Source organism: Rhodanobacter humi (assembly GCF_041107455.1).
Classification (GTDB): Bacteria; Pseudomonadota; Gammaproteobacteria; order Xanthomonadales; family Rhodanobacteraceae; genus Rhodanobacter_A.
This window is the reverse complement of record NZ_JBGBPY010000001.1, coordinates 1,953,733-1,973,254: the sequence shown is the minus strand read 5'-3', so window position 1 is coordinate 1,973,254 and position 19,522 is coordinate 1,953,733. Positions and strand designations below refer to the sequence as shown.

Here is a 19,522-nt window from a genome sequence, read left to right as displayed (position 1 = left end):
AAGTGCGCGCTGGCTTCGACGGGGGGAAGTCATTGGATCGGCTGTCTGCGTTGGAGCGCACGCAGTTTTCGAGGGTCCGCCGGAGAGGCGCAGGCGCTGGCTAGACCGCGGCCCGGTCGATGCCGCCCGCAATCCAGCGCCTGGAACGGGCGCCCAGAGCGTCCAGATACGCGTAGATCACCGGCGTGATGTAGAGCGTGAGCAGCTGGGAGAACACCAGGCCGCCAGCGACGCAGAGCCCGAGCGGCCGGCGCGAATCCGCACCCATGCCGGTACCGAACGCAATGGGCAACGTGCCCATCAGGGCGGCCATGGTGGTCATCATGATGGGTCGGAAACGGATCATCGCCGCTTCGTGAATCGCCTGCCGCGCAGGCACGTCGTCGTTGCCGCGCTGACGCTCCAGCGCGAAGTCGATCATCATGATCGCGTTCTTCTTGACGATGCCGATCAGCATGATCATGCCGACAAAGGCATACAGGGTCATCGGCAGGCGGAAGAGATAGAGCGTCAGCAGCGCGCCCATCGAAGCGGATGGCAGGCCGGACAGGATCGTGATCGGGTGGATGAAGCTCTCGTACAGCATGCCAAGGATGATGTAGACGACGATCACGGCGACCAGCAGCAACCAGCCCATGTTGGAGGTCGAGCTCTGGAACGCCGCCGCGGTGCCGGCGAAGCTGCCCTGTATGTCGGCCGGAATGCCGATCGCGAGCGTCGCGCGCCGAACGCCGGCCACCGCGTCGCTCAGGGCTTTGCCGGGGGCCATGTCGAAGGAGACCGTGATCGCCGGAATCTGCCCCGAATGATTGATCTCCTGCGGCATGGTGCTCGGCCGCACGCTGGCCACCGCGGCCAGCGGCACCATGGCATTGCCATTGCCGCGCAGGTACAGCCTGGACAAGGCCGATGCGTCCTTCTGGTATTTCGGCAGCAGTTCAAGCATGACCTTGTACTGGTCCGCCGCCGCGTAGATCTGCGATACCTGCTGCCCTCCGAATGCGTCGGCCAGCGTCGCCTCGATCTGGTCGGGCGTCACGCCGAGCGCCCCGGCCCGCGCGCGATCGATGCTGACCTCCACGGAGGGTGCGGCCCGATCGAAGTCGCTGTTGACGCCGACGAAGGTCGGGTCGCGCTGCAGGGTGTCGACCAGGCGGATGGAATAATCCTGCAGCTCGGCCAGGTTGAGCCCCCGGAGCGTGTACTGGTAGCTGGAGCGCGAGCTGCGACCGCCGACGCGGATGCTGGGCGGATTGACGATCGTGACCCGCGTCCCCGGGATGTCACTCAGCTTCGCGCGCAGCTCATTCGTCACCTGGTCGGCGGAAAGCCGGCGTTGCGCGAGCGGCTTGAGGGCGATGACCAGGCTGCCGCTCTCGTCGGACTGCAATGCCCCCACGTTGGGGTCCCGCTCGATGATCTGCCGCACCTCGGCGACGTACTTGATGTACTGGTCGAACGAGGTGCCCACCGCGACCTGGACGTCGCCGCGGAGCTGGCCGGTGTCGTCGCTGGGCAGGAAGTCCTGCGGCATCACCTCGAACAGGACGACGCTCGCCAGGATGCTCGCCACGAACAAGCCCAGGATGAACCGGCCGTGGTCCATGCTCCAGCGGAGGCTTCGGTCGTACGCGTCCCGCAGCCGGTCGAAGGCACGCTCGCTCCAGCGGTAGAGCGCGTTGTGGTCTTGCGGGTCCTCGCGCCGCAGGACCCGCGCGCACAGCATCGGCGTCAGCGTCACCGAGACCAGGCCCGATATCAGGATGGCCACGATGATCGTCACGGCAAATTCGTGCAGCAGGCGGCCGATGATCCCGCCCATGAAGACGATGGGTATGAACACCGCCGCCAGCGACACCGTCATCGAGATGATCGTGAAGCCGATCTCCTCGGATCCCCTGAGCGCGGCGGTGCGCGGGCTCTCCCCCGCCTCGATGTGCCGGACGATGTTCTCGAGCATCACGATCGCGTCGTCCACGACGAAGCCCACCGAAAGCGTCAATGCCATCAGCGAGAGATTGTCGAGGCTGAAGCCCAGGGCGAACATGCCGAGGAAGGTGCCGACGATGGCGATGGGGAGGGCAAGGGACGGGATCAGCGTCGCCCTGACCGTGCGCAGGAACAGGAAGATCACGCCGACGACCATCACGCCGGCAATGAGCAGCGTCAGCTGCACATCGTCGACCGCCGCCCTGATCGACTGGCTGCGGTCGTAGAAGATATGCATCCTGATCGACGCCGGAAGCTGCGCCGAGAACTGCGGCAGCATGGCCTTGACGTGGTCCACCACCGCGATGGTGTTTGATCCCGGCTGGCGCTGGATTTCGATGGTCACGGCGCGCTGGTCGTTGTACCAGTCCGCCGAGCGGACATCCTCGACGCTGTCCACGACCCTGGCCACGTCGCCGAAGGTCACGGGAGCGCCGCCGCGATAGGCGATGATCTGGCGGCGGAACTGCGCCGCGCTGCTGAGCTGGCCATCGGTATGCACGACCGCCGTCCTCGACGGGCCGTTGAGCACGCCGGACGCCTGATCCGTGCTGGTGGCGCTGACGGCCGCGGCCAGGTCGCCCAGGGTCAGGTCCCTGGCCGCCAGCGCAGCTGGATCGGCCTGGATCCGCACGGCGTACTTGGCCGGTCCGTGGACCGTGGCCTGGGCGACGCCGTCCACCGTCGAGATCTGGTTCACGATCACGGTCCGCGCATAGCGGTCGATGGTCGCTATCGGAAGGCTCTTCGACGTAAGCACGATGAAGAAGACCGGTTGCGCCGAGGGATCGTTCTTGCGGATCGTGGGCGGATTCGGCATCGCGCTCGGCAGCAGGCGACTGACGCTCGAGATCGCCGCCTGCACGTCCTGCGCGGCGGCGTCGATGTTGCGGTCGAGGTTGAACTGGATCGTGATGCTGGTCGACCCCTGGCTGCTCGACGAAGTCATCGAGTCCACCCCGGGGATGCCGGACAAGGCGCTTTCCAGCGGAGTCGCCACGGCCGATGCCATGGTCTCCGGATCGGCGCCGGGCAGGTTGGCGCGCACGTTGATCGTCGGAAAGTCCATGTTCGGCAGTTCGCTGACCGGCAGCATGAAATAGCCGAACGTCCCGAAGATCACCAGGGCGGCCATGACCAGGATCGTCATGACGGGACGTTCGACGAACCGGCGCGAGATGTTCATTGCGGCTGGCCGGTCCCGGCGCCGCCCGGCGCACTCGGCCGTGCGCCGTCGTCCGCGGCGAAGATGTGCACCCTGGCTCCCGGGGTGACACGCAGCTGCCCCTCGACGATCACCTGTTCACCGGGCCTGAGATCGCCGGAGACGGCTACGTTCCTCGAGTCGTCGAAAAGAACCTTGATGTCGCGCTGCACGGCGCGCCCGTCCTGCACCTGGTAGACATAGGGGCCGTCGGGCCCCTCGTTGATCGCATCGTGGGGGACCACCAGGGCGTCCGGAATGTCGTCCAGCGTGACGCGGACGTTGACCAGCTCGCCCGGCAGCAACGAAAAATCCGCGTTGCCGAAATTGGCGCGCAGCTCGACCGTGCCGCTCTGGCTGCTGACCGCATTGCTGGTGAAGTCGACCGGCGCCGACAGCGCGGCACCATGGGCGCCGGGCAAGTCGATCTCGGCGAGGATGGGGTGCGATTCGAGCCGCGCATGGATGCGCGGCAAGTCGGACTGCGGCAGGTTGAAGGAGAGCTTCACCGGCTGGATCTGCGCGATCGTGACCAGCGGCGTGCCACTGGTCGCCGCGACCATGTTGCCCGGCTGCACCAGCAGCGGCCCGGTCTTGCCATCGATCGGGGACCGTATCCGGGTGTAGCCGAGGTTGATCCGCGCGAGTTCCAGCGTGGCCTTGTCGGCCGCCACCGTGGCGGCCAGCACCGCCACGTTCGTCGACGAGGTGTCGTGCAACTGCGCGGAGATCGTGTGGCGGCGATACAGGTCCTGGTAGCGCCCCAGGTCGCGGCGGGCGTTTTCCAGCAGCGCCTGATCCCGCTGCAAGGTCGCACTGGCCTGGTCGACCGCGGCCTGGAACGGGCGCGGATCAATCTGGAACAGCAGGTCCCCCCGCTGGACGAAACTTCCTTCCTTGAAAGCGGCGGACTCCAGCGTGCCTTCGACCCGCGCCGTGACCTGGACCGTAGCCGCCGCGACGATCGTGCCGACCGTGTGCTCGACGACGGCCATGCGGCGGCGCTCGACGGTCGATACGCGGATCGGCACGGTTTTGTCCGCGGGGACGCGAGTGTGTGCGCCGGTTCCGGCGTAATGCCAGTAGATTCCCAGAACACACGCCAGCGCCATGGTTCCGAGAAGTCCGCTGCGGATACTGCGCTTGCTCATGCCCACCATCCCGGATCTCGTGATGTCGCGTGCACTCCCGATTTGCCGATGGCGGGCGGCCGCCAGGGCGGCAACGGCAGCCATGGAGGACAGGTGGCAGGGAGTGTCGAAGGTCGAGCGTGCCGCCAGCGGCAAGGCCGGGTTCGCCAGTCCCCTGAGAAACCTGTGGATGCTGGTCGTTCTGCCTTAGCCTTTTCTTAGTGAAACGCTCGTCTGCACCATGACCGCAGACAAGCCGGCACCGATGGCGTCCCTTCTGCGCGGATGCTCGTGGCGGTACGCCAGGGGCCGTTCGGCGACCGGCCTGCACCGGTGGCGGACTGCCCGGCGAGGCGCCGGCCGCGTCAGGCCGCCAACCGTTCCAGCCAATCCTCCAGCTGCATCAGCACCTGGCCGCGGCCGGGTTCGGCTTCGTTGAACAGCTCGTGGTACAGGCCCGCGAAGTAGCGCGTGGTGAGCCTTTTCGTGCGCGCGGCGGCGGTGGAGAAATCGCGGCTGCCGGCGGCGTCGACCAGGGCGTCTTCGCCGGCCACCAGCAGCAGGGCCGGCACTTCGAGGCGGTCGGCGTCGGCGATGCAGGCGGCGCCGGCGCGGAAGATGAAGTCGGCGAGGCGCGGGCTGACGCGGTCGTGGCACAGCGCATCGTCGCGGTAGGCGGCCACCACCAGCGGGTCGTGGCTCAGGCGCTCCAGGTCGAGGCCGTTGCGCAGGCGCAGATTCGGCGCGAGCCGTGCCAGCGTCGCGGCCAGCCGCCGCAGGCCCGGCGAAGCGTGGCTGCGCAGCGCGGGCGAGGACAGCACCAGCGCCTGCGGCGTGATGCGCTCGTCCAGCACGGCGCGCAAGGCGACCAGGCCGCCCATGCTGTGGCCCAGCAGTAGTGGTGCGGCGCCCAGCGTACGCGTGTAGTCGGCGTACACCACGGCCAGATCCGCCAGCAGGTCATCGGGATGACTGAGCACGCCACGGGGACCGGGGCTTTCGCCGTGGCCGCGCTGGTCATAGCTGCGCGCGGCATGACCGTGCGCGTTGAACCAGCGGGCGAGGTCACCGTAGCGGCCGGCATGCTCGCCCAGCCCGTGCACGAGCAGCACGCCGCCGCGAGCTTGCGGCAGCGGCCAGTCGTGCAGGCGCAAGGGCTGGCCGTCGGGCATCTCCAGCCATGCCGCGTCCCGCTTCCGTTCCGTGTCGTTCGTCCTGTGCGCCAAGGGGTCTCGCTGTCTCACGCCTGCCTTTCCGTCATCGGTTGCGGTGCGGTGCCGCACGTGGCCCGCACGGGGGCATGGTCCGCCATGCCCTTGCCGCTGCGCCTATCAATGCTCCATCACCCGCATGTCCTTGGTCAGCAGGTCGAGCTTGTCCTTCATCTCGGCCTGCGGCTGGTTGCCCGCGGTGCCGAAGAAGGCGGTGTACAACACCCGGGGCGACGCGCCGGCGGCGACCGGCGCGACCACGGCGTCGATCTTCATCAGGTCGTTCTCGTAGCGGGCCACGGCATTGTAGGGATACTGCCGCTCCGACAGCTTCTTCCAGCGGCTGCTCATGTCGTCGTCCAACCCGGACGGCGGCGCGATGTTGCGCTGGACGTTGACGTTGTTGTGGTCGTCGGAGGTGTTGTTCTTCCAGATCTCCACATCGCCCACGTCCCACACCGGCTTGCCGCCGTCGAGGAAGAAGCGGAAGCCCAGCTGCAACAGGTTGTCCGGCTTGACCGGCTGCACCGAGGACGGATAGGCGAACGCCACCCGCTGCGAGGCGTAGCTGAAGCGCTGGCCGTAGTCATAGTCGATGTGGATGTTGCGGAACGCGGCAGGCTGCAGCTTCGGATCGGCGAGGAACCCCTTCCACTGCGCCAGGGTGCCTTCGTAGCTGGCGTAAACGAAGCTGCTCAGCTCGTCGAGGTCCAGCCGCGAGTCGTGCAGGCCGGAGGGTGGCACGAAGCGCATCAACATGATGCTGCCATCGGGCACCGGCAGCGAATACGTCACCACGAGCGCGTTCGCGTAGGGCAGCGGCCAGATGGCGACGTGCCACGGGCGTTGCCAGCGGTCGAGCCAGGTCGATTCGCTGATCGGCTTGCCGAGCGAGGTGATCTTGACCTTCTCGCTGGCGACCTCGCGCTGGAACAGGCCGGTGCGCGCCAGCAGGTCCATGCGCGCCTTCGCGTCGCCGTAGAACTTCGCCGCATCCGCCCCGTCGGGGCGGCGGATCTGGATCAGGCCGTTGTGCCCGGCCGCACCGATGCGCACATAGCCATTGCCGTCCAGTGTGAAATAGCGCGGCTGCGTGCTGCTATGGCCCCATTCGCCATCGCTGCCGCGCACGATCAGCGACGGGAAGCCGTTGATGATCGTCTGCTGGTGCAACAGCCGCGCCGAACCCGCGCCGTTCGGGAACAGGTTGGCGGCCTCGCGATCCAGCAGCGCCTTCTGCAGCCCGTCCTCGTACGCATCGAAGCGCGTCTGGTAGTCGCGGTAGAAGTCGGCGAGGCTGGCGGGCAGCGCGAACTGGTTCTTGAGCTCGCCGTTCTGCACCGTGTCGAACAGGTCGAGCCGGTAGTCGATGCGCGCATCCATGACGGCCTTGCCGTCCGGCGCGCCCAGCACCTCGCGGATCGGCAGCGCGTAGTTGAGGTTTTCGTTCGCCGACTTCATCAGCACCACGCCGATGACCTTGCCGTCCTTGTCCAGCAGCGGGCCACCGCTGTTGCCGGGTGAGGCGGCGGCGGAGAAGCGCATCCACTTCCATGCGCCGTCCTGCTCTTCCGGCGTGTCGGAGGTGTACAGGCCGTCGCGGATCACCACGCCGGTGCCGAGTGCGTTGCCCACTGCATAGACGACCGTGTTCAAGGTCGGCTTGGTGTCGATCGCCAGCGCCGCGTCGCCCGCGGGAGGGCTGGCCAGCGTGAACACCACGAAATCCCTGCGCAGGTCGAATTTCTCGATCTTGCCGATCGGGTACACGTTGCCCTTGGCGTCGCGCAGTGCGGGCGCGCCCCACAGGCTGTCCCGGCCGGCGAGCAGCACGTGGCCGGCGGTGACGTAGCGGCCGTGGCCGATCGCGAACGCGGTGCCGATGGAGTGGTACTTGTCGGTGCGTTCCTGGTACGGCAACAGGTCCAGCGGCAGCGGCTTCTCGTAAGTCAGCGTGTCGCTGGTCGGCTTGGCCTGCACCACCTCGAAGGTGGCCGCTTCGATCTGCGGCAGCGCCGACGGATCCAGGGTGGCGGCGTGCGCCGCCGGGACGCCAAGGCCCCACAGCAACGCCAGTACGCTAATCCGGCCCAGACGGCGGATCGCCCCATCGCACCATGTACGCATACGTGTCCTTCGCATGGAGGCGCGGCCCGCGGACTCCCCTCGGCATCCTCGCGGGCGGCGGCCGGCATGCATCTTGGCATGGCGCCGCATCGCTTGCATGGCTGGCGGCGGCCGAAGCGTGAGCAGGATGCGGGCAGACGCAGGGCACTGGGCGGGGCGCGTAGAATCGAACGTCCCCGACTGCCATCGCGCCCTGCCTGCATGCAAGCGGATGCCTCCCCGCTGACCGGTTTCCACCCCGCCGTCGCCGCCTGGTTCGGCGGCCGCTTCGCCGCGCCCACCGCGACGCAGGCGCAGGCGTGGCCGGCGATCCGCGACGGCGGCCACGTGCTGGTGGCCGCGCCCACCGGCTCGGGCAAGACGCTCACCGCCTTCCTCGCCGCGATCGACGCGCTGGTGCGCGAGGGTGTGGCGAACGGCGGCACGCTGCCGGACGAGACGCGGGTGGTCTACGTGTCGCCGCTGAAGGCGCTCTCCAACGACATTCACGTCAATCTCGAAGAACCGTTGGAAGGCATCCGTGCCGAACTGGAAAAGCGCGGCCTGCCCGACGTGGCGATCCGCACCGCCGTGCGCACCGGCGACACGCCGCAGGCCGAGCGCGCATGGATGCGCAAGACGCCGCCGCACATCCTGGTCACCACGCCGGAGTCGCTGTACATCCTGCTCGGTTCGGCTTCCGGGCGGGAGATGCTCAAGAGCACGCGCAGCGTGATCGTGGACGAGATCCACGCCGTCGCCGGCAGCAAGCGCGGCGCGCATCTCGCGTTGACGCTGGAGCGCCTGGAGTCGCTGTGCCAGCGGCGGCTGCAGCGGATCGGGTTGTCGGCGACGCAGAAGCCCATTGAGGAAGTGGCGCGGTTTTTGGTGGGCGCAGCCCCTTCCCTTCTCCCTCCGGGAGAAGGTGCCCAAAGGGCGGATGAGGGTTCGGTCGAAGCGAAGCATCACGCTCGCACCGAACCCTCTCCCCAACCCCTCTCCCGAGGGGAGAGGGGCTTGGAGAAGTGCTGCACCATCATAAATACGGGCCACACCCGCCCCCGCGACCTCGCCCTCGAACTCACCGCCGTGCCGCTGGAAGCGGTGATGTCAAACGATGCGTGGGAATTGGTCTACGACCGCCTCGCCCAGCTGGTGCAGGCGCATCGCACCACTCTGGTGTTCGTCAACACGCGGCGGCTGGCCGAGCGCGCGGCGCGGCATCTGTCCGAGCGCTTGGGCAAGGAGACCGTGGCGGCGCACCACGGCAGCCTCGCGAAGGAGCAGCGCCTCGACGCCGAGCAGCGCTTGAAGCGCGGCGAATTGTCGGTGCTGGTCGCCACCGCCTCGCTGGAACTGGGCATCGATATCGGCGACGTGGACCTGGTCTGCCAGCTCGGCTCGCCGCGTTCCATCGCCGCCTTCCTGCAGCGCGCGGGCCGTTCCGGCCACCACGTCGGCGGCACGCCCAAGGCGCGGCTGTTTCCCACCACGCGCGATGACCTGGTCGAATGCGCGGCCCTGCTCGACGCGGTGCGCCGTGGCGAACTCGATGCGCTGGTGCAGCCGCCGCAGCCGCTGGACGTGCTGGCGCAGCAGCTGGTCGCCGAAGTGGCCTGCCGCGAGTGGGACGAGGACGCGCTGTACGCTCTGGTGCGTGGCGCGTATCCGTATCGCGATCTGGCGCGCGCGGATTTCGATGCCGTGCTGCGCATGCTGGCCGAAGGTTTCACCACCCGCCGCGGCGCACGCGCCGCCTACCTGCACCGCGACGCCGTGCATCGCCAGGTGCGCGCGCGGCGCGGCGCACGACTGGTCGCGCTCACCTCCGGCGGCGCGATTCCCGACACCGCCGACTACCTCGTGGTGCTGGAACCGCAGGCCACGGTGGTCGGCTCGGTGCACGAGGATTTCGCGGTGGAAAGCCTTGCCGGCGACATCTTCCAGCTCGGCAACACCAGCTACCGCATCCTGCGCGTGGAGCGCGACCGCCTGCGCGTGGAAGATGCGCACGGCGTGCCGCCCAGCATTCCGTTCTGGCTGGGCGAGGCGCCGGGACGCACGGACGAGCTCTCGTTCGCGGTATCGCGGTTGCGCGAAGAGCTCGACGCCTTGCTTGAACCCCTCTCCCATCGGGAGAGGGGCAGGGGTGAGGGTTCGGTACTCGCGGAACACTCCGGCATGGCCGAACCCTCTCCCCCGGCCCCTCTCCCGGAGGGAGAGGGGAGTAAAGCCAGGGCATTCGCATGGCTGCGCGACGAACTCGGCCTCGGCGACGCCGCCGCGCAACAGCTGCTCGACTACCTCGCCAGCGCGAAAGTCGCGCTGGGCGTGCTGCCCACGCAATCGGTCATCGTGTTCGAGCGCTTCTTCGACGAATCCGGCGGCACCCAGCTCGTCATCCACGCGCCGTTCGGCAGCCGCATCAACCGCGCCTGGGGCCTGGCGCTGCGCAAGCGCTTCTGCCGCCAGTTCAACTTCGAGCTGCAGGCCGCGGCCACCGAGGACGCGATCGTGCTGTCGCTGTCCACCAGCCACAGCTTTCCGCTGGAGGAAGTGGCGCGCTACCTGCACTCGGCGAGTGCCGAGCACGTGCTGGTGCAGGCCTTGCTCGACGCGCCGCTGTTCCCCGCGCGCTGGCGCTGGAACGCGGTCACCGCGCTGGCGCTGCCGCGCTTCATCGGCGGCAAGAAGACGCCGCCGCAGCTGCAGCGCATGAAGAGCGAGGACCTGCTCGCCGCCGTGTTCCCCGACCAGGTCGCCTGCCTGGAGAACATCGTGGGCGAGCGGCAGATTCCCGACCATCCGCTGGTGGCGCAGACCCTGCACGACTGCCTGCGCGAAGCGATGGACATCGACGGCCTGCTGCGCCTGCTGCGTGCGCTGGAGGGCGGCACGATCCGCCTCGTGGCGCGCGACCTTGCCGCACCCAGCCCACTGGCGGGCGCGGTGCTCAACGCTGCGCCCTACGCCTTCCTCGACGACGCGCCGCTGGAGGAACGTCGCACCCGCGCCGTACGCCAGGACGTTCCCGCCAGCGCCGGCGACCTTGGCCGGCTCGATCCCGACGCGATCACCGCGGTGCGCGCCGAAGCCTGGCCCGAAGTGCGCAGCGTGGACGAGATGCACGAGGCGCTGGATGCGCTGGGCGGCGTCACCGTGGATGAGGCAATAGCGAATGAGGGCTGGGACGACAAGCTGCGCGCGCTGGCGAACGACCAGCGCGCCACGCGCTTTGAAACCCCTCTCCCCCTGCCTGCGGTAGGGGGAGAGGGTTGGGGAGAGGGGGAAGCTCTTGCTTCTCTCGTTACTCGTCGAAGCAAAGCCAAAAACTTCCCCCTCACCCCACCCTCTCCCCCAACTGCGTTGGGGGAGAGGGAGGAAAGCACGATGTGGGTCTGCGCCGAAAAGCTCCCGCTATGGCAGGCCATGCACTCCGAAGCCACACTGCGCCCCGCCATCGCCGTGCCCGCCGAATACGCCGCACAGTCATGGACCCGCGAGGACGCCTTGCGCGAACTGGTGCGCGGCCGTTTGCTGGGCCTGGGTCCGATCACCGTGGACGCGCTGGCCGCACCGCTGGGCGTGGCGCCGACCGAGGTGGAAGCCGCGTTGCTGCGCCTGCAGACCGAAGGCTACGTGATCCAGGGCCAATTCGACCCGGATGTGGCCGAAACGCAGTGGTGCGAGCGCCACCTGTTGGCGCGCATCCACCGCTACACGCTGGGCCGGCTGCGGCGCGAGATCGAGCCGGTGAGCCGGCGCGAGCTGATGCGCTTCCTGCTCGACTGGCAACACCTGAGCCCCGCCACGCAGCTGCGCGGCCCCGACGCGCTGCCCGCGGTGCTGACCCAGCTGGAGGGCTACGAGGCCGCGGCTGGCGCCTGGGAGGCGGAGATCCTGCCCGCGCGCATCGCCGACTACTCGGCCAGCTGGCTGGACGAGCAGTGCCGTGCCGGCCGCATAGCCTGGAACCGCCTGCGCGCCGGTGGCGGCAGCGGCCCGGTGCGCGCCACGCCCATCGTGCTGTTGCCACGCCGGCAAATGGCCGTCTGGACGGCCGTCGCGCAAGACGATTCGCCGCAGGAAGGCCTTCTTTCATCGCGCGCGCAAGCGGTGGCCGACGCGCTGCGCGAGCACGGCGCGCTGTTCTTCGACGAACTGCAATCCATCGTCCATCTGCTGCGCACCGAACTGGAAGACGCGTTGGGCGAGCTGGTCGCCGCGGGCCGCGCCAGCGCGGACAGCTTCGCCGGCCTGCGTGCCCTGCTGCTTCCCGCGGCGAAGCGCGAGGCGCCGCGGCATCGGCGGATGCGGCGGCATGTGTTCGGCGGGATCGAGGATGCGGGGCGGTGGTCGCTGGTGCGTTCTTCAGCGCAAGATCGACCCCTCACCTCAATCCTCTCCCCGCAGGAGAGAGGAGGCGAACGTGGCGCTTCGCGCCGAGATGATTCGATTGAAACGGAGCACGTCGCCCGCGCCCTGCTGGCTCGCTACGGCGTGGTGTTCTGGCAACTGCTGGAACGCGAGGCGCCGTGGTTGCCGCGCTGGCGCGAGTTGTCGCGGGTGTATCGCCGGCTGGAGGCGCGCGGCGAGATTCGCGGCGGCCGTTTCGTGGAAGGCCTGGTGGGCGAACAGTTCGCCTTGCCCGAGGCGATCGCGCCGCTGCGCGCGATCCGCCAGCGCGCGGACGATGGCGAGCTGGTCGTGGTGGGCGGTTGCGATCCGTTGAACCTGGTGGGCGGCGTGCTGGTGGGCGACAAGGTGCCGGCGGTGGCCGGCTCGCGGGTGCTCTATCGCGACGGCGTGCCGCTGGCGGCGCAGGTGGCGGGCAAGTTCGTGCCGCTGGCGGAGCTGTCCACCGCCGAGACGCAGGCGGCGCGGCAGGCGCTGCAGCTGCGTGCCGCGCAGCGTCGCACCGCCTGAACGGCGCTTTTGATCCATCCGCACGCGATGGGTCGCTGGAACGCCACGGGCGAAGGGAAGGCGCGCCGTCGAGCCGATGGCGGCACGGCCCACCCCCGCGTGCGGAGGTGGGTGCAGCCCGGCAGCTTCAGGGTCCGGCTTCCAGCGACACCCGCCCCAGCGCATACAGCGGCCCGGCGATGGGCGCGGTGTAGACCAGGCACAGGCCGTGCTCGCCGCTTTGCGCAGGCAGCTTCGCATCCAGCTTGAACCGGCGCGGGCCGCGTGCGGGATCGGGCAGCGGCATGCTGGCCAGCACTGCGCCATCGCAGCGGTCGGCATGCACCACCAGTTCGCCGAACGGCGTGCCGTGCGGGCGCGAGACCACCAGTTTCTGCTCGTGCGCCAGCTGGAAGTTGCGCGGCAGGCGCACGGCGTCGACATGGATCGCGGCGACCCCATCCATCAGCGTGGGCGGGAACAGCTGGCAGGTATCGAACACGTTCACCGCGTATACCGGCTGGGTACTCGTCGCGTCGGGCATCGGTTGCACGCGCAGGCGGAAGTCGCTGCCGGGGCAGTTCGCCAGCGCGGTGCCGGGCAGGCTGAGCAGCGCGGCGCGGTCCAGCACGCGTTCGCGTGGCGCGGACAGTGCACTGCCGTCGGCGGCGAAGCTGGCGGCGCGCACGGTGGCGGGCAGGCTCACGTTGAACGGCGCGTCGTAGCGCGGCGAGGCTGGCGTGGGCGTGCTGCCGTCCAGCGTGTAATGGATGCTTCCGAAACCGGTCTGGTCGGAAAGCGTCACCGTGGCCTTGCCGGTGGCCAGCGCCACGTTGCGGTCGGCCTGGATGTCCACCGCGAAGGCGCTGTCGGCATAGGCGACGTGCTGCGCCCGTTGGCGCGCGAGTTGCGCCGGCAGGCGGGCGAGGAAGCCGGGCCAGTCGTTCGTGGCGGCCGGCGACCAGGCCACTTCGGCAAGCGCGTCCAGCCGCGGGAACACGGCGTGCTCCACGTGCGCCATCGTCGGCAGGTGCTCGGTCCACACGTTCGCCTGCATGCCCAGCACGTGCTTCGCCTGCGTGGCGTTGAGCACGTCGGGCACGGCCCGGAAGCCGTAGACGTCCTGCAGCGACTCCACGCCGAGGCGGCCGGAGTATTCGTCGGCGAGGTCGCCCTGCACGTGGTCGAAGTAGAGATCCGGCGCGGGCGACATCACCACATCGTGGCCGAGCAGCGCGGCCTTGATCGCACCATCGATGCCGCGCCAGGACATCACCGTGGCGTCGGCGGGCAGGTTGTCGCCTTCGAGGATCTCGTCCCAGCCGATCAGCTTGCGGCCGTGCTGGTCGAGGTACTGGCCGATGCGGCCGATGAACCAGCCCTGCAGCGCGTCCTCGCTGGTGATGCCGAGCGCGTGCATCTTCGCCTGCACCGCGGGCGAGGCCTGCCACTGGTCCTTGATCGCCTCGTCGCCGCCCACGTGGATGTACTTCGAGGGGAACAGCGCCATCACCTCGTCGAGCACGTGGTCGATGAAGACGAAGGTATCGTCGTCCACGTTGTAGAGCCAGGGATTCACGCCGGAGTCGATGGAAACCTTCGGCCGCTGGCCGGTGACGCCGACCTGCGGATACGAAGCCACCGCGGCCTGCGCGTGGCCGGGCATGTCCAGCTCCGGCACGATGGTGACATGGCGCGCGGCGGCATAGGCCACCACGGCGCGGATCTGCGCCTGCGTGTAAAAGCCGCCGTAGCGCTGCGGCTCGCCGTCATGGCCGGCGTCGGGCGGCGTGCGCCATGCGCCGATCTTCGTCAGCTCGGGGTAGCGCTTGATCTCGATGCGCCAGCCCTGGTCGTCGGTGAGGTGCCAGTGCAGCACGTCGAGCTTGAGCTGGGCCATCTGGTCGATCAGCTTCTCGACCTCGGCCACGCTCTGGAAGTGGCGCGCGGAATCCAGCATCAGCCCGCGCCAGGCGAAGCGCGGCCAGTCGCGGATGCTGAGCGCAGGCACTTCGACCGCGCCTTGCTTCGCGTCCGGCGTCAGCAGCTGGTACAGGGTGATGGCGCCATGGAACAGGCCGGCGTCGTCGCGCGCGGTGATGCGGATGCCCTCGGGCGTGACGTCGAGGGCGTAGCCTTCGGCCTGCGCCACCGGCGCCAGCGGGTCGCGCTGCAGCACGATCGCGTGCGTGGTCTTGTCGTCGTCGGCGAGGCGCAGATGCAGGCCGCGCGTGCGCGCGACGAGGTCGATCAGGTAGTCCGCGGTCTGTTTCGTCGCGGCGTCGTGGCTTGCGAGCACCACGGGCGTGTGCACGTCCACGGTGAAGCCGCCGTGCTGCAACGTGAGTTGTGCCGGCAGCGGAATCAGGGAGGGTGGTGCCGTGTCCCGCGCGCGGGCGACGTGCGCCGGCAGCAGAGCAAGTGCGAGCAGCAGGCAGGCGCAGCGGGACAGCGAGGCAAGACGATTCATCGGTGGCTCCTGCGGTGGGCGGGGCAGAGCGCCCCCAATGCCTCGAAGTTAAGCGACTTCCTTGCTCGTCATTCCAGCAAAAGCTGGAATCCAGTGCCTTTGCCGCATGACAAACGTCGCTGGATTCCGGCTTCACCAGCCCTCCGGCTGTTGAAAAGCATCTCGCCGGGATGACACAGCTTGACTTCGAAGCGATGGAGCGCCCCCTTCTCGACCCCTCAACCGCCAAGGGGAGAGGGCTCGTAAAAACCAGCATGCCATCTCCGTGGCTGCTCCGGACAAAAAATCGCCGGGAGCGATTTTTGACATCGCGCCAGCGATGGCCCGAAGGGTGACCGCCATGGATGGTGGTCACAAAAAGACGGGCCCGCAAAGTGAAGCCGGGCCCGCTCGGGGAGAGTGCAGGCCCTCCATGGCCCGCGTGGATGCTGCGGTGTAGCGGAAACGCCGGATCAGAACTTCAGATGCGCGGTCAGGTAGTACTGACGGCCGTTCTCGTAGAAAGCGGTCGGGATGTACGCGCTCTGGTAGTACTTGGTGGTCGGGTTGTTGAGGTTCAGCGCATCCAGGCTGAAGCTCAGCCAATCCGTCGCCTTGTAGCCGATGGACGCACCCAGCGTGCCGGTCGCCGCCTGGTAGTAGGGCACCGCGCCCTGCAGGCCGATCAGGAACGACGAACGCCAGCTGTAGCCGATGCGCGCGTTGAACATGTCGTTTTCGAAGTAGGCACCCACGTTGTAGGTGTTCTTCGAGGTGCCGAGCAGGTTGTGCGTGCCATCCGACCAGGTGAAGGACGAGGAGCCGTCCGCATAGGTGTAGTTGAGATTCACGCCGAAGTATTCGCCGATCGGCTGGTTGTAGGTCAGCTCCAGGCCGGACAGGCGGGCATCGGCATTCAGCGGGATGGCGACGTTGTACGTCTCCAGCTGGTGGCTCAGCTCGCTGTAGAGCTGACGGTTCGTGGTGCCGTAGGCCACGTAGTCCTTCATGTTCATCGAGTACGCGGTGGCCGCCAGCAGGCCGCGCGGCATGAAGTACCACTCCAGGCCGGCGTCGAAGTTGGTCGACAGCACCGGCTTGAGGTGTGGGTTGCCGCCGCCGCCGGTCTTGCTCAGGTCCGAACCCCACGAGGACGCGCCCAAGGCGGAATAATCCGGCAGGGTCTGGGTCTGCGACACCGCGAAGCGGGCAATCAGATCCTCGGCCAGGTTGAACTTCAGGTTGAAGCTCGGCAGGAAGCGGCCGTAGTGGTTGCTGTAGTGCTTGCGATTCCACATGCCGAACAGGCTGCTCACGTCCGGATTGACCGTGGTGGCGGCATACGTGTCGATGCCTTGGCTGATGTTGACGTAGCGCAGGCCGGCGTTACCGCTCCAGTTGTCACCGTGGAAGTTGGCCTGGAAGTACGCCGCCGCGTTCTTCTCGTCCACGCTCCAGTCGGCGCCGTAGTTGTGGCGGCCAGTCGGGCCGTTATTGCCCGCGAGCCAGGTGGCGGTGGAGTTGACCGCATTGGCCAGCGCGGACTGGGTGAAGTACCAGATGTTGCGCGGGAACTGGCCGCCGATGCCCTCGGCGAAGTTGCCCGGGTAGCTGCCGGTGGCGGCAGTCTGCAGTGCGCCCCAGAGGTTGCCCGGGGTAGCGCCTTCCGGCGACACGGTGGCGCGGTCATGCTTGGCGTAACGGACGCCGTAGTTGAACGATTCCAGCGTGCCCGCATTCATGTACTGGGTGAAGTCGGCCGAAAACCAGTTTTCCTTGTCGGTGGCCTTGATGAGCTGGTCGCCCCAGGTGCCGTTCCACTGCGCACCGGCCAGGCTGCCGTCGCCGCCCACGCTCCAGTCCACCGGCGAGCCGGCACCATGCGTCTGCCAGCTGGCGCCGCCACCATAGTTGTCGGTGAGTTCGGCGATGTACTGCTTCGGCGTGGTGCCGGTGCCCTTGGTGGTGCCGGCCTGGAACGTCGCCGTCACGTTGTCCGACACGTTCCAGTCGGCGTCCGCGGTGTAGTAGTAGGTCTTCGCCTGCGACTGGCGCGCGATCATGTCGTACACGGTGTAGGGCGTGCCGGCCTTGCCCGCATAGGTGGCGTTGGTGAGCACGCCGTTCTGCACGGTGTAGCCCGGGTTCGGCGCCTGCGTCATGCCCCAGTTGCCAGCCCACAGCATGTAGTTGCGGTTGTAGTTGTCGGCGTCGAGCTTGGAGTAGAAGCCGCTCAGGCCCAGGGTCAGGTCGCTGTTCGGGCGGAACTGAGCCTCCAGCAGGCCGCCTTTGCGCGTGCGGGTCTGGGTGAACAGCGTGGAGCCGAGCAGCGAGGGAATGTACACGCCCACGAGGTCGGGATTGGTCGCCGCCACCGGACTGGTCGCGCCGATCTGGGTGAAGCCGCTGGGAAGCTCCTGGGCTTCACGCTGCAGGTGGCGCTTCTCGTCGAACACCTGGGCCAGGACGCCGAACGTGCTGTCGTCGTTCTTGTAGTTGAACAGGCCGGCGAACTGACCGTCGGTCTTGGACGCAGTGCTGGAGTACACGCCGCCGATGCTGGCGTCCACGGTGTACTGCTTGGTGAAGTCCAGCGGCTTGCGGGTGATGATGTCCACGTTGCCGGTGGTGCCGCCGTCCTGGAAGCGGGCTTCGGAGGACTTGTGCACTTCCACGCGGCTGACGATCTCGGACGGCAGCAGGGTGTAACTCACGCTGCGGCCCACGGTGTTGCCCTGGCTGAGCACGAACCAGTCGGCCGTGCCGACGGTGTGGCCGTTGATGAGCGTCTGGGTCAGGCTCGGGGCGGTGCCGCGCAGGCTGATGCGGTCGGCTTCATCGAAGCCGCCTTCCTGGGCACTGGACGAGCTGATGTCCACGCCAGGCAGGGCGCGCAGGGTGTCGGCCACGTTGTGCGCCGGCAGCTTGCCCACGTCTTCGGCAGTGACCACGTCGACGTTGGAGTTGGCGTCACGCTTGATGTCGAGCGCCTTCTCCTGCGAAGCACGGACACCGATCACGGTGACCGTCGACAGGGTCTTCGTTTCCTTCTTGCTCGGAGCGTTGTTGTCCTGGCTGCTCTGTTGATTCTGGCTGTTGTCCTGCGCGTACGCGCCGACGGACAGGCACAGGCCGGCGACGATGCTCGCGGCTAGCAGTGTCTTGCGATGGTTCATGATGTCCTCCCCTCAGAGGCTGGATCGGTCCGGGACCGGGTTGTCGTGGTGGTGGCTTGCTTGTTTGACGGCGTTCGGCGCCGTGTCGCTAGAGCGGTGGCATGGCTTGATCTCCCTGCCGCTCGTCCAGAAACCAGCCGGCGGCGCCGATGACACCTAGCTGGCCGTGCTCGATCAGTCGTACGGGAACCTTTTGCAGGAAGGCGCGCATTACGCCCTTGTTGAAGTAGCGCTCGGCGAAGCTGCTGGCGCGCAGGAAGCCGTGGATCTGCGGCAGGATGCCGCCGGCGAGGAACACGCCGCCGCTGGCGCCGTACAGCATCGCCAGGTCGCCGGTGAAGCTGCCGAGCAGGCCGCAGAACACCTGCAGCGCTTCCAGCGCCGCGGCGTCGTGGCCGGCCAGCGCGGCGCCGGTGACTTCCGCCGGCGTCATCAGCGCCACCGGGCAACCACGCAGTTCGCACAGCGCGTGGTAGAGCTTGAGCAGGCCGGGGCCGGAGAGCGCGTCCTCGTACGAGACATACGCGCGGCCGCGCGCCAGCACGCGCAGGATCGCGATCTCGCGTTCGTTGCCGGGCGCCAGCGCGATCTGGCCGGCCTCGGTGGGCAGCACCTGGACATGGCCGGCGCGTGGCAGCAGCACCGCCGAACCCAGCCCGGTGCCCGGCCCCATCACCAGCACCGGACCGCGTGCGGCCGGTTGCGCGGTCTCGATCACCGGCAGCGTCTCGTCCACGCTGAGGAACTGGGTGGCCCAGGCCACCGCCTCGAAATCGTTGATGACTTCCAGCTGGGCCAGGCCGAGCTGTTCGCGCAGCGCGGCGATCGACACCGGCCAGGGCAGGTTCTCGTTGACGATCGCGTCGTCCAGCACCACGCCGGCGCTGGCCACCACGCAGCGGCGGATGCGCCCCTGCAGCGGGGCGTGGCCGGCGATCGCCAGCTGCGCCACGAAATCGCGCAGCAGGCTGCCGAGGTCAGACCAGTCGGCGCAGTGGTAGCGGTGGTAGTGCAGCACGCGGACCGGCTGGCGGTCGCCGGGGGTGCCGAGCATCAGGCCGATGCGCGCATGGGTGCCGCCGACGTCGGCGGCGAGGAACGGCTCACCGTGTTCATGCGCGCCATTCGCCGCCGACGGTCGCGGCGACGGCTGGGCGGCATGACGCTGGCTGGCGAACTCTCCCACGTGGCTTTCCCCTTGGTCCGCTGCGATCGGCTGGTGCGGCGCGTGCTGCGCGCAAGGCCACCGGCTGGTGATGTTGGCGGAGTCTGGAAGCGATATGACAACGTTGTCAAGTGACTGTCCCGAAATTTTCACCATCACCTGTCAGGCCGTGCAACATGACCGTTGG

At 68.3% G+C, this 19,522-nt stretch carries 7 protein-coding genes and 2 pseudogenes; 2 read left to right on the top strand and 7 right to left on the bottom strand.

Features of this window, described 5'->3' with window-relative positions:
- Positions 1 to 100 precede the first annotated feature (100 nt).
- The 4 genes from AB7878_RS08660 to AB7878_RS08645 all read right to left on the bottom strand — a co-directional run bounded on the left by AB7878_RS08660 (position 101) and on the right by AB7878_RS08645 (position 7,661).
- A complete protein-coding gene (locus AB7878_RS08660) occupies positions 101 to 3,175 on the bottom strand; it encodes an efflux RND transporter permease subunit (RefSeq protein ID WP_369493977.1) in 3,075 nt (1,024 codons plus the stop codon).
- A complete protein-coding gene (locus AB7878_RS08655; protein WP_369493976.1) occupies positions 3,172 to 4,344 on the bottom strand; it encodes an efflux RND transporter periplasmic adaptor subunit in 1,173 nt (390 codons plus the stop codon). Before AB7878_RS08655 ends, AB7878_RS08660 begins: the two co-directional genes overlap by 4 nt.
- A 344-nt stretch (positions 4,345 to 4,688) precedes the next feature.
- Positions 4,689 to 5,549: an alpha/beta hydrolase gene (locus AB7878_RS08650; RefSeq protein WP_369493975.1), complete on the bottom strand. Its 861-nt coding sequence runs from the start codon at positions 5,547 to 5,549 to the stop codon at positions 4,689 to 4,691.
- 105 nt (positions 5,550 to 5,654) lie between these two features.
- On the bottom strand, positions 5,655 to 7,661 hold the full coding sequence (locus AB7878_RS08645; protein ID WP_369493974.1) for a S1 family peptidase: 2,007 nt from the start codon (positions 7,659 to 7,661) through the stop codon (positions 5,655 to 5,657).
- Positions 7,662 to 7,862: 201 nt separating this feature from the next.
- Between AB7878_RS08645 and AB7878_RS18500 the strand changes: the two are divergent.
- Both AB7878_RS18500 and AB7878_RS08640 read left to right on the top strand, forming a co-directional pair.
- A pseudogene (locus AB7878_RS18500) lies at positions 7,863 to 8,561 on the top strand (DEAD/DEAH box helicase); the annotation flags it as partial.
- Between the two features lie 123 nt (positions 8,562 to 8,684).
- Positions 8,685 to 12,566 (top strand): annotated as a pseudogene (locus AB7878_RS08640) (Lhr family helicase); the annotation flags it as partial.
- A 127-nt stretch (positions 12,567 to 12,693) separates the two neighbouring features.
- Here the strand turns inward: AB7878_RS08640 and AB7878_RS08635 are convergent.
- The 3 genes from AB7878_RS08635 to glk all read right to left on the bottom strand — a co-directional run bounded on the left by AB7878_RS08635 (position 12,694) and on the right by glk (position 19,356).
- Complete coding sequence (locus AB7878_RS08635; RefSeq protein WP_369493972.1) at positions 12,694 to 15,015, bottom strand: beta-N-acetylhexosaminidase; 2,322 nt, start codon at positions 15,013 to 15,015, stop codon at positions 12,694 to 12,696.
- Between the two features lie 452 nt (positions 15,016 to 15,467).
- Positions 15,468 to 18,170, bottom strand: a complete 2,703-nt coding sequence (locus AB7878_RS08630) for a TonB-dependent receptor (RefSeq protein ID WP_369493971.1) — start codon at positions 18,168 to 18,170, stop codon at positions 15,468 to 15,470.
- Between the two features lie 88 nt (positions 18,171 to 18,258).
- Positions 18,259 to 19,356 (bottom strand): glucokinase, encoded by a 1,098-nt coding sequence (glk, locus tag AB7878_RS08625; RefSeq protein WP_369493970.1) that lies wholly within the window; start codon positions 19,354 to 19,356, stop codon positions 18,259 to 18,261.
- Between the last annotated feature and the right edge of the window lie 166 nt (positions 19,357 to 19,522).

Coding starts and splice junctions, on each gene's coding strand:
- AB7878_RS08660 (WP_369493977.1), bottom strand. CDS start 3,175: ATGAACATCTCGCGCCGGTTCGTCGAACGTCCCGTCATGACGATCCTG.
- AB7878_RS08655 (WP_369493976.1), bottom strand. CDS start 4,344: ATGAGCAAGCGCAGTATCCGCAGCGGACTTCTCGGAACCATGGCGCTG.
- AB7878_RS08645 (WP_369493974.1), bottom strand. CDS start 7,661: ATGCGTACATGGTGCGATGGGGCGATCCGCCGTCTGGGCCGGATTAGC.
- AB7878_RS08635 (WP_369493972.1), bottom strand. CDS start 15,015: ATGAATCGTCTTGCCTCGCTGTCCCGCTGCGCCTGCCTGCTGCTCGCA.
- AB7878_RS08630 (WP_369493971.1), bottom strand. CDS start 18,170: ATGAACCATCGCAAGACACTGCTAGCCGCGAGCATCGTCGCCGGCCTG.